Genomic DNA, 12,958 nt, shown 5'->3' with positions numbered 1-12,958 from the left:
ACATGTCATACATGACGCTTCTCGTCTCGGTCGCACAGGAGCATGAAGGGAGAGGGACCGGATTCCGGTCGCGAATCCGGATCGGGCTCGAGATCGCGGATCCGGGTCGCGGATCGGCGAAGAGGGAGCCTTGGGCCGGCGAGCGCCATCACACCGCGACGAGCTGCCGGCCCGCCCCTGTCAGGCCTCGCCGCGGCAGGTAATGAGTACGAGAACCTGGCGCATTTCATGCCATGTTACCTGGCGGTCAAGATGCCGTCTCGCCCCTCGTACAGATTTCTCACATACTGAGACGGCGACGGTTGTCTCCGGAAACGGAGACGGCTGCCGCCCCGGGAGAACCGGGGACGGCAGCCGCAGCCGTGGAGAGACGGGGACTAGTCGGCCAGGTCGACCGAGCGGCCGCTGTCGGCGCCGATCTCGTCGCCGATCTGGTCGATCACCTCGGACGGGATGGCGGAGTCGACGGTCAGCGCGATGAGGGCCTTGCCGCCCTTGACGTCCCTGGCCACCTGCATGGAGGCGATGTTGATGCCGTGGTCGCCGAGGATGCGGCCGACGACGCCGACGACGCCGGGACGGTCGACGTAGGTGAAGAACGACAGGTGGTCGGTCGGCTCGATCTCCATCTGGTAGCCGTTGACCTCGACGATCTTCGTGATCTGGCGCGGCCCCGAGAGCGTGCCGGACACCGAGACGGCGCGGCCGTCGGCGAGGACGCCGCGGACGGTCACGACGTTGCGCCAGTCGGGGCTGTCCGAGCTGGTGACCAGCTCGACGGTCACGCCGCGGTCCTTGGCCAGGAGCGGGGCGTTGACGTAGGTGACAGAGTCCTCGACCACGTCGGTGAAGACGCCCTTGAGGGCGGCCAGCTCCAGCACGCGGACGTCCTGGGAGGCGATCTCGCCGCGCACGTCGACGTCGAGCTTGGTGGCGACCTCGCCCGCGAGGGCGGTGAAGACCCGGCCGAGCTTCTCGGCCAGCGGCAGGCCCGGCTTGACGTCCTCGGCGACCGCGCCGCCCTGGACGTTGACGGCGTCCGGCACGAACTCCCCGGCGAGGGCGAGCTTCACGCTGCGCGCGACCTGGGTGCCCGCCTTCTCCTGGGCCTCGTGGGTCGAGGCGCCCAGGTGCGGGGTGACGACGACCTGGTCCAGCTCGAACAGCGGGCTGTCGGTGACGGGCTCCTTCGGGAACACGTCGATGCCCGCGCCCGCGACGCGACCTTCCTTGATCGCGGAGTAGAGGGCTCCCTCGTCGATGATGCCGCCGCGGGCGACGTTGATCAGGCGCACCGACGGCTTGACCTGGTGGAGCTCCCGGTCGCCGATGAGACCGACGGTCTCCTTGGACTTGGGCAGGTGCACGGTGATGAAGTCGGACTCGCGCAGGACCTCCTCCAGCGAGGCCAGCCTGACGCCCATCTGGGCGGCGCGGGCGGGCTGCAGGTAGGGGTCGTAGGCGATCAGCTCGACGCCGAACGGCTGCAGGCGCTGGGCGACCAGCTGGCCGATCTTGCCGAGGCCGAGGATGCCGACGACCTTCTCGTCGAGCTCGACGCCGGTGTACTTCGAGCGCTTCCACTCGCCGCCCTTGAGCGCCAGGTGCGCCTGGGCGACGTTGCGGGCGGAGGCGAGGATCAGCGCGACGGTGTGCTCGGCGGCGCTGGTGATGTTGGAGGTGGGCGCGTTGACGACCATGACGCCGGCCTTGGTCGCGGCCTCCACGTCCACGTTGTCGAGACCGACACCCGCGCGGGCGACCACGCGGAGCTTGGGCGCGGCGGCGATCGCCTCTGCGTCCACCTGGGTGGCGCTGCGCACGATGAGCGCGTCCACGTCGGCGAGGGCGGGCAGGAACTGGGCACGGTCGGCGCCGTCGGTGTGGCGGACTTCGAAGTCCGCTCCCAGGACAGCGAGACCGGCCTCGGAGAGTTCCTCTGCGACCAGTACGACGGGCTTGTTCACAGGCTAGATCCTTTGGAGACGTGGAGGCTGCTGCATGGACCTCACGTAGTCTATCTGCGCTTGTGAACGCGTTCACGAGTGTCCCGGGATCCGAGACACGTACCCACCTCGTACACGTTCCATGCCCACAAAATTCATCTTGGTCTTGATACAGAGAAATCTTCACGATTACCCTGATAAGCCGTGGTTCACTACCTAAGGTTCCTTATATGAGCATCGGGAACCCAGCTCTCGGCGACGTGCTCTCGCAGCACGGAGGCCCCCACCGGCTTCTCGCAGCGCTGGCCGAAGGGGGGCTGTTGGTTGCCGTACGGCCCGACCGCTCCGTCGTGCTCGGCACGACCCAGGCCGGTGACCGCGTCCTGCTCGGATACACCTCCTCGAGCACCTACGCGCGCCATCGGGGCAGCCACTCCCTGTCGGCCTGCGACGTCGACACCATCCTCGACATCCAGCGCGTCACCGGCGTGCGGGAGATCGTGATCGACGCCGCGGGCCCCGCGGCGGCGGCCGTGCCGATCGAGGACCTCCAGCGCTACCTGCTCTCGACGCGCACGGGGCCCACCCCCGCGCTGTCGAGCGCGGCTCCCACGGCGTACGCGACCGGGGCGATGGCCACGGTCCCGCGCACCTCGACGGTGAGCCCGCGCAGGACCCCCACCCCCGCGGCGCCCGCCCAGCCGTGGATCCCCGCGCCGCGCCCCCACCTGTCCGGGCCGATGCAGATGGTCGACCCCGGCTACCGGCGGTGCGACCATCCGATCCTGCCCGCGCTGCGCACCGCGATCTCCCTCGTGCTCGCCGACTACCCGCTCGTCCACCACGTGTGGATCTCCGAGGCCAAGACCTCCTCGGGGGCTCCGGGGATCATGCTGCACGTCAAGGTGCACATGTCGGCGGCGGAGGACGTGGTCAGGGACATACACCGCGGGGTGCGCGCCCGGCTGCCGCAGCTCGCGGCGAGCGAGGCGCCGATCCTGATGGCCAGGGTGGCGGACGCGCGCAGCGAGCAGCGGATGATAGAGATCGGCGCCCACGTGGTCTGCGCCGACGTCACCGACTGAGCCGGAGCGGCGGTCCCGCCGAGGCGGGACCGCCGCTCCGCCGCGGAGCGTCCGCGCCCCTGCCCGTGGGGCTTCGCCGCCCGGCGTCGGCTATCCCGTCCGCCGTGTCAGCGTGACCCCGGTCCTGGCGAACACCAGCGCGATCAGCCCCGCCGCCAGCGGCAGCCCGACCCCGACGGCGACAAGCGAGAGCCACGGCGCGCTGAGGGCCATCTCCACCTTCGGGTAGGGGATCCCGTTGAGCCCGACCTCCCGCAGTCTGCTCACCTGCAGGGCGGACTGGCTCGCCATGGCGAATCCGGGGACCAGCCCGACGAGCAGTCCGAGAGGCACCCCGAGCCCGGCGACGAACACCGCCTGCCCCGCCGCCACCGTCCTGCGCGTCCAGGGCGGCGCCCCGACCGCGGAGAGCGTGCTCAGGTCGGGTCGGGCGTCCGCGGCCGCCAGCCCCGCGGCGGCGAACGTGCCGCCGAGCACCACGACCGACGCCAGAGCCGCCATGACCCACATGACGAGGTTGACCCTGTCCGACCGGTCGTCTCCCCCGATCTCGACGTTGCGGGTGACGGCGCGCACCGATTCGCCGAGCCGCTGCCTCTGCTCGGAGGTCAGGCGGGCGACCGCCGGATCCACGATGAGGTGACCGAGTCTGGAGGTGAAACCGGTCTTGGTGATCGCGCTCACCGGCATCACGCCGAGCACGATGGAAGGCCCCTGGACGGTGGCGGTCACCGCGGGCACGGCGATCTTCCGCCCGTCCGGCGCGTCCGGCCTCAGGCTCGCGGCGGACAGGCTGACCTCGCCGTCCACGACCGCCTTCGGGTGGAAGATCACCGCTTTGCCCGCGGCCAGCGCGGCCTCGGCCGCCGGGTCGGTACGGCCCATCAGGAAGCGCAGCAGGTCGGGCCCGCCCGCGGGAAGGCCGCGCAGCGCCCCGAACCGGGTGGTGCATCGCTCGCAGACGTTGTTCGTCCAGGCGAAGTCCACCACCCTGCCCTCGTCGTCGACGGCCTGGTAGGCCTCCAGCAACGGCACGCCGGCGAGCGCCTCGGCGACGATCGGCCTGATCCTCTTCCAGGACTCCTCGGTGACGTCGTCACCGTAGATCATCATCGCGCCCCGCGGGTAGCCTTCCCAGCCGTACTGCCGCGCCAGCTCCTGACTGCTGGTCACGCCGACGGCGACGGTGCTGAACGCGGCCGCGGCGGCCAGCACCGCCACGACGGCGGGAGCGGTGCGGCCCCGGTTGCGGGAGGCGTCGCGGACGGCCAGCCGGAGGGGCAGCGGGAGCCCTCCGGCCAGTCCGCCGATCAGCCTGACCAGCCGGGGGGTCAGCATGACCAGGCCGAGCAGCCCGAGCACCCCGCCGAAGAAGATCATCGCCTCGGTGCTCCAGGTCCCGTAGAGCATCGCCGCGACCCCCGCCCCGAGCAGGACCAGCCCGGCCAGCGGCCATCCCGCCCGGTCGCGGGTCTCGGCCCGACGGCCCGCGAGCGCCACGACCGCGTCCGCCCTCGCGGCCTGCACGGCGGGCACCACGGCCGCCGCGACTCCGCTGAACAGGCCGAGCGCGGCGACCAGCGCGATCTGCCCGGCGGGCACCTCGAACGGCCCCATGTCGCCCTCGGGCCAGCTCCCCCGGTAGGCCACGACCGCCCTGGCGACACCGAGGCCGAGGACCGAGCCGAGCACGGCGGCCACCAGGCCCAGGGTCAGCCCGTCGGCCAGCACGACCAGCTTGAGGTGGCGGCCCGAGCCGCCCTGGGCGGAGATGAGCGCGAGCTCCCTGCGGCGGCGCCGGATGCCCACGGCGAAGGCCGGGCCCGCCAGCAGCACGACCTCGATGACGGCCAGGGCGATCCCCATGACGGCCGCGACGATCGTCGACGTCGCGCTGCTGCCCGTCAGGCTGTCGTCGAGGGCCTGCCCGTTCCCGTCACCCGTCGGCGGCGGGTCGGCGAGCACCGCGGGCGACAGCACGGCCACCCCCGCCCGGTTGAGCCGGAGCGTCTCCGCCCAGGTGACCGGGGCCGGGGTGTCCAGCAGCCAGTAGCTCTGGTCGGCGTCGCCGGACGTGGCGGAGGGCAGCGAGCCGGGCAGTCCGATGATCGACGCGCCCACGCCGGTCGACTGTTCGACCACCCTGCCCACCACGCGTTTCGCCGTGTCCTTACGGGTGTAGCGGATCGTCGTCCCGACGGCCGCCCTCAGGGAGGCGGTGACCACCACCTCGTCGGCGGCCTGCGGATAACGCCCCTGGAGCAGGGGGAACATGCCGTTCGTCACCCGGTCCCGCAGGTCCAGCTCCATGCCCGTGACCCAGTCGTAGGCGTCGCCCGCCCAGTACTCACTGGTGATCAGGTTCATCGGGACGGCCCGCGCTCCGGGCCCGGCCAGGGCCTGGATCTCCGCCCTGGACCTCGGACTCCGCCGACTCTCGCCGCCGCCGGGCTCCCAGTACTCGCCGTTCGCGCTCTGCCGGATCGGCCTGGCCTGGCCTGTGTCGACCAGTCTGGCGTCGGCCACGCCGAGCTCCATGGTCAGCCGTTCCTCCAGCCGGATGTCATCCGTGGCGAACAGCGTGAGGGCGGCGGTCATGGCGAGGACCGGCAGGCCGATCATTACCACGATGAGCGCGCTGCGCGCCCTGGCGCGCCCGATGTCCCTGCGGGAGATCCGCAGCGCGGCGAGGAGGGCGCTCATCGGGCGCTCTCCATGGGAGCCGAGGTGGAGTCGGTGATCTCGCCGTCGCGCAGGAAGACCACCCGGTCGGCCCAGGCGGCGTAGCGGGGTTCGTGCGTGACGAGCAGGACCGTCGTCCCCGCGTCGCAGCGGGCGCGCAGGAGCTGGAGGATGTCGTCGCCGGTCGGGGTGTCGAGGGCCCCGGTCGGCTCGTCGGCCAGGATCAGCCGCCGCTCCCCGACCAGCGCGCGGGCGATGGCGACCCGCTGGCGCTGGCCGCCGGAGATCTCGTCGGGGAAGCGGTCGGCGACGTCCGCGAGGCCGACGTCGGCGAGGACCTCCGCCGCCTCCTGCCTGGCCCGCCTCGCCCTGACGCCGTCCAGCTCGCGCGGGAGCATGACGTTCTCCGCGGCGGTCAGCGAGGGGATCAGGTTGAGGTCCTGGAAGACGTAGCCGACGTGGCGGCGGCGGAGCCCGGCGAGCTCCCCGGCCGACAGGTTCGACAGCGGCGTGCCCTCGACGACCACGGTGCCGGAGGTCGGCGTGTCGAGGCCGCCCGCGAGGTTGAGCAGCGTGGACTTCCCGGATCCGGAAGGGCCCATCACCGCGATCAGCTCCCCCGCGGCGGCGTCCAGGCTCACCCCCCGCAGCGCCCGTACGGCCTGCGGTCCTTCGCCGTGCACGCGGCTCACGTCCGCGAGCCGTAAGACCGGATCGAAACTCATCTTTGTCTCTCCTGCGTCTGGGAGGATGCCGCGAGCACTGCCTCGCAGTGGTCGAGCCAGCGCTGCTCGGCCTCGGCCTGGAAGATCATCGAGTCGAGCACCAGCCGTTGCGCGGGGCCTTCGACGTTCGCCCGCTTGGCGCGGGTCAGTTCCTGCAGCGTGCGCATGGTCGCCACGCGCTGGGCCTGGATGACGGGCCGCACGTCGGCGCCGGCGGTGACGGCCATCGCGAGCTTGATGACCAGTTCGTCCCGAGGCCGGTCGGCCTGGACGACGGGGGTGCTGAACCATCGCTCCATCTCGGCCCGACCGGCCTCGGTGATCGTGTAGACGACCCGGCCCTGGTCGTCCTGCTCGCCGGGGCTCACCAGACCGTCGCGTTCCATGCGGGAGAGCGTCGTGTAGACCTGGCCGATGTTGAGCGGCCAGGTCGCCCCTGTGGACGCCTCGAACTCGGTCCGCAACTGGTAGCCGTAGCGGGACCCCCGACTCAGCAGAGCGAGAAGCCCTTGTCTGATCGCCATGGATACTGAGTATGCATACTCAGTATGGTCACGGCAACCGGAGCAAGAGATCCGCATATTCTGGACAGGTTCCACCGCTGGGGCTGATACTCAGGGGATGAGCTCGACGCATCCCCCGTCCCGCGCGTCCGATGGGGACCGCGATCGCGCGATCAGCGAGCTCCGTGACCGCGCCGTCGAGGGTCGCCTCTCGCACGACACGTTCCTCGGCCGAGTGGACATGGCGTTGCGCGCCCAGAACCAGGGCGAGCTCGAGAACCTGGTCGCCGATCTGCCGCAACGCGGCCGGTTCCGCCGGATGGTGACCGAGATCGTCTCCTCGGCGTCCGACTTCACCAAGCGCGTGGAGTCCGCCTGGCGGCGTCCGAGGCTGCCCAGGCTGGCGCTGCCCGGCGACAGCCGCACCCGTTACGTGGTCGGCAGGGGGTCGGCCTGCGACCTGGTCCTGGCCGACCTGACCGTGTCCCGGGTGCACGCCGAGCTCCGCCGCGACGGGGAGGGATGGATCGTCGTCGACCTCGGCTCACTCAACGGCACCCGGCTGAACGACTGGCGGCTGGTCGGGCCGGCGAAGGTCCGCCCCGGCGACGTCCTGTCCTTCGGGGACTGCGTCTTCCTGGTGATCACTCCCCAGCTGATCTGAGCGTCTCCGCGGCCCCGAGCGTCTCCGCGGTGAGGGTGTAGCGCGTCGTCAGCAGCAGTCCGATCACGGCGAAGAGCGCGGGAAGCAGCGTCCCGCCGTACAGCGCGGCCGTCACCGCCGCCTCCGGCTGCGCGACCCGCGTCCCCGGGGCGGACTCCACGAACCCGGTCACCGCGAGCAGCCAGCCGAGCACGAGCGCGCCGAAAGCGAAGACCACGGTCTCGCAGGCCGTCCAGAGCCCGGTGAACACCCCCGCGCGACGCCTGCCGGTGACCAGGGCGTCGTGGGCGATCACGTCGGACAGCATCGAGAACTGCAGCAGCTGGAGCCCCGCGTAGCCGACGCCGACGACGAGCACGCACAGGTGGGCGTACACGGCGCCGAACTCCCCCGCGAACGCCATCCCGACCGCTCCTGCCGCGAACAGCGCGGACCCCAGGTTCATCGCCCCCCGCTTGTCGTAACGCCGGGAAAGACGGACCCACAACGGCATCGTGACCAGCAGCGGGCCGACGACGCACAGGAAGAGCGTGGTGGTCGTCCCCGGGTCGCCCAGGACGTAGGTGGCGAAGTACGGCGCGCCCGCCAGCAGCGCTCCCGCGGCGAACATCTGCGCGCAGCTCAGCGCGAGCAGCACCGTGAACGTCCCGCTGGAGCGGGCCGCGGCGAACTGCGCCCTGATCGACGGCTCGGCCTCGGCCCTGGCCACCGTCGGGGCGGCGGCCGTGCCGAGGAAGGAGACGAGCATCGACACCAGCAGCACCGCCCCGACGGCCAGGCCCATGAGCCGGTAGCCGGAGGCCTCCGTGCCCGCGATCGCGGGCGCGACCGCGCCGGACAGCAGGATCGCGACGCCGACGAAGAACATCTTCCACTGCAGCAGCGAGGAGCGCTCGTGGTAGTCGTCGGTCATCTCGGCGGGCATCGCCTTGTAGGGCACCTCGTAGAAGGCGTACGCGGTCGCGGTGAGGAAGTAGAAGAACGCGACGTACAGCGCGGCGGGCACGCCGGTGAGCGGCGGCCCCGCGAACGTCAGCGCGAACGTCACCGGCAGGGTCAGCACGCCCAGGAGCATCCAGGGGCGGCGCGCGCCGAAGCGGGAGACCGTGCGGTCCGAACGCCGGCCGACCCAGGGGTTGACGAACATGTCCCAGAGCTTGGGCAGGAAGACCACCAGGCCCGCGATCCAGGCGGGGACCGCCAGCACGTTGGTCATGTAGAACAACAGCAGCAGCCCGGGGACCGTGGAGAAGGTCGCGGTGCAGACCGAGCCGACACCGTAGCCGACGCGCACGGAGCGGGACACGGTCTGGGCGGAGGCGGGGGGAACGGACCCCGGTTTGACCATGGCCACATTCAAGCCCACCGACGACCGCCCAGAAAGAAGGAAAATCTCCGTATCCCTGTGCGCCCGCGCCCGCCCTGTGAAAATCCATGATCGTAAAGACGTCTACGCAGTGGAGAACCCTTGCGGCCATCACGACGCGCCACGATCTGCGTCCTCCTGCTCGCCACGCTCGCCTGGGCCCCCTTCCCCTCCGGGGCCCCGGCGAGCGCCCTCGGCCCCGCCCCGGGGGTCGCCGACCTGGTCGAAGACCTCGACCGGATCCTCTCCGACGCGCGGCTGACCCCGGCGCGGGCGGGGGTGGCGGTCAGGAGCGCCGCCACGGGCGAGCAGCTCTACGCCCTGGACCCCGGCAAGATCCTCACCCCCGCCTCGAACGCCAAGCTGGTGACCTCGGCGGCCGCGGTCGACACCCTCGGCCTGGACTTCCGTTTCACCACCGACGTGCTGTCCACCGGCGACAGGAAGGGCTCGACGCTCACCGGGAACCTGTACCTCAGGGGGACCGGCGACCCGACCATGCTCGCCGCCGACTACGACGCGCTGGCCGCCCGCGTGGCCGACGCGGGGATCAGGGTGGTCCGCGGCGGCCTGGTCGCCGACGACACCTGGTTCGACGCGGTACGGCTCGGCACCGACTGGACCTGGGACGACGAGCCGTACTACTACGCGGGACAGATCTCCGCGCTGACCGCCTCCCCCGACACCGACTACGACGCCGGCTCCGTCATCGTCTCGCTCGCCCCCGGAGACGCCGAGGGCAGACCCGCCAAGGTGTCGACCACCCCCGAGACCGGCCACCTGAGAATCGTCAACCAGGCGACGACGGGCTCCAGGACCGAGGTGTCGGTCCGCAGGCCGCACGGGAGCGACACCGTGCTCGTCACCGGGACCGTCGCGGGCCCCCACAACACGCTGGTCACCGTGGACGACCCGACCGGCCACGCCCTCTCGCTCTTCGGCAGGGCGCTGGCCAGGCACGGTGTGCGGGTACGGCGGCAGCCGCTCCGCCAGGCGACTCCCGGGGACGCCGCCGTCGTGGCCTCCCACCGGTCGATGCCGCTGAGCGAGCTGCTCGTGCCGTTCCTGAAGCTCAGCAACAACATGCACGCCGAGATCCTGACCAAGTCCATCGGGCGCAAGGTCTCCGGCGCGGGAACGTGGGAGGCCGGGCTCGCGGCCGTCGCCTCCTTCGCCAGGGCGAACGGCATGCCGACGCTGCGCCTGCGGGACGGCTCGGGACTGTCCAGGGCGGACGGGCTCACCCCGGACGGCGTCACGAGCCTGCTGGTCGCGCTGCGGTCCAAGCCCTGGTTCACCACCTGGTACGACGCGCTGCCGATCGCCGGAGTTCAGGACCGGCTGGTCGGCGGCACGCTGCGCAGCCGGATGGCCGGCACCCCCGCCGCGGGGAACCTCCACGGCAAGACGGGGTCGATGACCGGCGTCACGGCCCTGTCGGGCTACGTGACCAGCGCGGACCGCGAGCTCCTGGTCTTCTCGGTGATGCTCAACCAGTTCCTGTCCGGCTCTCCCAAGGACATCGAAGACAAGATCGCTGTCCGCCTCGCCCAGTTCAGCCGGACCGCTCCGGCGGACGTGGCCGACGTCCGGCTCCGCCAGTCGACGCCGCGGTCCTCCGATCTGGAGTGCTCCTGGCTGAAGCCCGTCCAGTGCTGACCGGGTGAGACCTCTCCGGCGCCGGTCGGCCGGGAGCCGTCCGGCGCCGGGTCCGAAACCCGCGGGCCACCGCCTCGAAGCGCCGTCGAAGCGCCGCCTCGAAGCGCCGTCGAAGCGCTGCCTCAAAGCGCCGCCCAGCCCGCAGGACACCGGGGCTGCGGCCCGTTGATCCGGACACCACAGACGTCTCTTGGATCACTCTGGTTTACCTGGAACTCAAAGTTATTGTCCGGAATTTAGTGACAGGGGCGATGTAACCCCGACAGAATGCGGAATCCATCCAGCGCCCAACAATCTGGAGGAACCGACATGCGTAGACCGCTAGGAGTGCTTGCGTGCATCGGCAGTCTGGCCGCGCTCGGCGCGCCGACGGCCGTGGCTCAGGCAGCGGCGGCCCCGCAGGCCGGACGGGCGGAACCGGCCGAGTGCCGGGTGTACGCGGCCAGCCCCTACGTCACCCCCGCGGGGCGGATCCAGGCCTCCGCCGCCCGGCTGGGCTGCTCCGACACCGCCCTGGTCCGCATCCGGATCAAGCGTGCCGTGACCGGTACGGACCCCGTCGTCAAGAGCGCGGCCAGAAGGGGAGGCAACGGGCGGGTCACCGTCGCGCTGCGGTGCGCTCCCGGCGTCTACTACTCCGTCGTCACCGACTACCGGGGGAACACGGGCCGGTCGAAGGCGGTCCGCCTCTCGTGCTCCGCCACGGGCACGCCGTCACCGGCCCCGACGACGCCCCCCGTCACCCCCACAGTCGCACCCACCGCCGCCCCCACCCTCCCGCCGGCCGCGACGCCGACCCCCACCGCCTCCCAGGGCTCGTCCGCCCAGGACGAGGTGGTGCGGCTGACCAACGTCGAACGGCAGGCCGGAGGCTGCGCCCCGCTCAAGCACGACCCGCAGCTGCGCTCGGCCGCCCAGGGCCACTCCGACGACATGGCGGCGAAGAACTACTTCAGCCACACCTCCCAGGACGGCCGGACCATGACGGACCGGATCAAGGCGTCCGGCTTCCGCCCGATGTCGGCCTGGGCGGAGAACATCGCCTGGGGTCAGCGGACCCCGGCCGCCGTGGTCAAGGCGTGGATGAACAGCGAGGGCCACCGGCGCAACATCATGAACTGCGCCTACACCCACATCGGGGTCGGCATGGCCGACAGCTCACGCGGGCCGTACTGGACCCAGGACTTCGCCAAGCACTGACCCGGGCCGGGAGGAGAGCGCGAACCCTCCTGGAAGGCCGCAGGAAGAAGCCCGCGCCCCCATGACGTCGACCGTCGCGGGGGCGCGGGCTTCTCCCGCGGAAAAAGGGTGCCGCTACTTCAGCCAGCTCATCATCGGACGCAGCTTGGCGCCGGTCTTCTCGATCGGGTGCTCGGCCAGCTCCTCGCGGTAGGCGGTGAACTTCTTCTGGCCGCTGTCGAACTCCTCGACGAGCTCCTTGGCGAACTCACCCGACTGGATCTCGGCGAGGATGCGCTGCATCTCCTTCTTGGTCTCCTGCGTCACGACGCGCGGGCCGCGGGAGTAGCCGCCGTACTCGGCGGTGTCGGAGACCGACCAGTACATCTTGTGGATGCCGCCCTCGTACATCAGGTCGACGATCAGCTTCATCTCGTGAAGGCACTCGAAGTAGGCGACCTCGGGCTGGTAACCGGCCTCGATCAGGGTCTCGAACCCGGCCTTGATCAGCTCGGACACGCCACCGCAGAGGACGGCCTGCTCACCGAACAGGTCGGTCTCGGTCTCCTCGGTGAAGGTGGTCTTCAGCGCGCCCGCGCGGGTGCCGCCGATGCCCTTGGCGTAGGACAGGGCGAGGTCCCAGGCGTTGCCGCTGGCGTCCTTCTCGACGGCGACGAGGCAGGGGACGCCGCGGCCCGCGGTGTACTGGCGGCGGACGAGGTGGCCCGGGCCCTTGGGGGCGACCATGGCCACGTCGACGCCCTGCGGGGGCTCGATGAGGCCGTAGCGGATGTTGAGGCCGTGCCCGAAGAAGAGGGCGTCGCCCTCCACGAGGTTCGGAGCCACGTGCTCGGCGTAGAGGTGACGCTGGATGTGGTCCGGCGCGAGGATCATGGTCAGGTCGGCCTCTTCGACGGCCTCCGACGGAGAGAGGACGCGCAGGCCGTCGGCCTCCGCCTTCTCCCGGCTCTTGGAGCCCTCGGGCAGGCCGACCCGGACGTCCACGCCGGAGTCGCGCAGGGAGAGCGCGTGGGCGTGGCCCTGGCTGCCGTAGCCCAGGACGGCCACGTGCCGGCCCTGGATGATCGACAGATCGGCCTGGTCGTCGTAGAAGATCTCAGTCACTCGCTTAACCTTTCGGGGTTTTCT

The 12,958-nt window shown here is 71.3% G+C and carries 10 protein-coding genes; 4 read left to right on the top strand and 6 right to left on the bottom strand.

The window, feature by feature from the left end; genetic code table 11:
* Nucleotides 1–377 precede the first annotated feature (377 nt).
* Nucleotides 378–1,967, bottom strand: coding sequence for a phosphoglycerate dehydrogenase (gene serA, locus PKF00_RS34535; RefSeq protein ID WP_271221914.1), 1,590 nt, complete (start codon nucleotides 1,965–1,967; stop codon nucleotides 378–380).
* 209 nt (nucleotides 1,968–2,176) lie between these two features.
* Between serA and PKF00_RS34530 the strand changes: the two genes are divergently transcribed.
* On the top strand, nucleotides 2,177–3,031 hold the full coding sequence (locus PKF00_RS34530) for a hypothetical protein (RefSeq protein WP_271221913.1): 855 nt from the start codon (nucleotides 2,177–2,179) through the stop codon (nucleotides 3,029–3,031).
* Between the two features lie 90 nt (nucleotides 3,032–3,121).
* Here PKF00_RS34530 and PKF00_RS34525 read toward each other — a convergent pair whose 3' ends face one another.
* Genes PKF00_RS34525 through PKF00_RS34515 form a run of 3 tightly spaced genes read right to left on the bottom strand, consistent with a single transcriptional unit; the run spans nucleotide 3,122 to nucleotide 6,962 of the window.
* A complete protein-coding gene (locus PKF00_RS34525; RefSeq protein ID WP_271221912.1) occupies nucleotides 3,122–5,734 on the bottom strand; it encodes an FtsX-like permease family protein in 2,613 nt (870 codons plus the stop codon).
* Nucleotides 5,731–6,438, bottom strand: a complete 708-nt coding sequence (locus PKF00_RS34520; protein WP_271221911.1) for an ABC transporter ATP-binding protein — start codon at nucleotides 6,436–6,438, stop codon at nucleotides 5,731–5,733. Before PKF00_RS34520 ends, PKF00_RS34525 begins: the two co-directional genes overlap by 4 nt.
* Nucleotides 6,435–6,962: a PadR family transcriptional regulator gene (locus PKF00_RS34515; RefSeq protein WP_271221910.1), complete on the bottom strand. Its 528-nt coding sequence runs from the start codon at nucleotides 6,960–6,962 to the stop codon at nucleotides 6,435–6,437. Before PKF00_RS34515 ends, PKF00_RS34520 begins: the two co-directional genes overlap by 4 nt.
* A 97-nt stretch (nucleotides 6,963–7,059) precedes the next feature.
* Between PKF00_RS34515 and PKF00_RS34510 the strand changes: the two genes are divergently transcribed.
* Complete coding sequence (locus tag PKF00_RS34510; RefSeq protein WP_271221909.1) at nucleotides 7,060–7,605, top strand: FHA domain-containing protein; 546 nt, start codon at nucleotides 7,060–7,062, stop codon at nucleotides 7,603–7,605.
* On the opposite strand, the gene PKF00_RS34505 is transcribed toward PKF00_RS34510, so the two are convergent.
* Nucleotides 7,586–8,953 carry an MFS transporter gene (locus tag PKF00_RS34505; RefSeq protein ID WP_271221908.1) on the bottom strand — a complete coding sequence of 456 codons (1,368 nt, stop codon included), beginning with the start codon at nucleotides 8,951–8,953 and terminating at the stop codon, nucleotides 7,586–7,588. The genes PKF00_RS34510 and PKF00_RS34505 overlap by 20 nt on opposite strands.
* Nucleotides 8,954–9,073: 120 nt before the next feature.
* Between PKF00_RS34505 and dacB the strand changes: the two genes are divergently transcribed.
* Nucleotides 9,074–10,630: a D-alanyl-D-alanine carboxypeptidase/D-alanyl-D-alanine endopeptidase gene (dacB, locus tag PKF00_RS34500; protein WP_271221907.1), complete on the top strand. Its 1,557-nt coding sequence runs from the start codon at nucleotides 9,074–9,076 to the stop codon at nucleotides 10,628–10,630.
* Between the two features lie 309 nt (nucleotides 10,631–10,939).
* Nucleotides 10,940–11,830 carry a CAP domain-containing protein gene (locus PKF00_RS34495; RefSeq protein ID WP_271221906.1) on the top strand — a complete coding sequence of 297 codons (891 nt, stop codon included), beginning with the start codon at nucleotides 10,940–10,942 and terminating at the stop codon, nucleotides 11,828–11,830.
* A 114-nt stretch (nucleotides 11,831–11,944) separates the two neighbouring features.
* Here the strand turns inward: PKF00_RS34495 and ilvC are convergent, their stop codons facing one another.
* The gene (gene ilvC / locus PKF00_RS34490) at nucleotides 11,945–12,925 is read right to left on the bottom strand and encodes a ketol-acid reductoisomerase (RefSeq protein ID WP_271221967.1); all 981 of its coding nucleotides are present in this window, start codon (nucleotides 12,923–12,925) and stop codon (nucleotides 11,945–11,947) included.
* Between the last annotated feature and the right edge of the window lie 33 nt (nucleotides 12,926–12,958).

The organism is Streptosporangium carneum (genome assembly GCF_027922005.1).
Taxonomy (GTDB): Bacteria; Actinomycetota; Actinomycetes; order Streptosporangiales; family Streptosporangiaceae; genus Streptosporangium; species Streptosporangium carneum.
The sequence above is the reverse complement of the archived record's forward strand: the minus strand, read 5'-3'. Positions and strand labels throughout refer to the sequence as shown.

Bases quoted from the DNA above. Each gene is read 5' to 3' on its own strand.
- PKF00_RS34530 (WP_271221913.1), top strand. From the start codon at position 2,177: ATGAGCATCGGGAACCCAGCTCTCGGCGACGTGCTCTCGCAGCACGGA.
- PKF00_RS34525 (WP_271221912.1), bottom strand. From the start codon at position 5,734: ATGAGCGCCCTCCTCGCCGCGCTGCGGATCTCCCGCAGGGACATCGGG.
- PKF00_RS34520 (WP_271221911.1), bottom strand. From the start codon at position 6,438: ATGAGTTTCGATCCGGTCTTACGGCTCGCGGACGTGAGCCGCGTGCAC.
- PKF00_RS34515 (WP_271221910.1), bottom strand. From the start codon at position 6,962: ATGGCGATCAGACAAGGGCTTCTCGCTCTGCTGAGTCGGGGGTCCCGC.
- PKF00_RS34510 (WP_271221909.1), top strand. From the start codon at position 7,060: ATGAGCTCGACGCATCCCCCGTCCCGCGCGTCCGATGGGGACCGCGAT.
- PKF00_RS34505 (WP_271221908.1), bottom strand. From the start codon at position 8,953: ATGGTCAAACCGGGGTCCGTTCCCCCCGCCTCCGCCCAGACCGTGTCC.
- PKF00_RS34495 (WP_271221906.1), top strand. From the start codon at position 10,940: ATGCGTAGACCGCTAGGAGTGCTTGCGTGCATCGGCAGTCTGGCCGCG.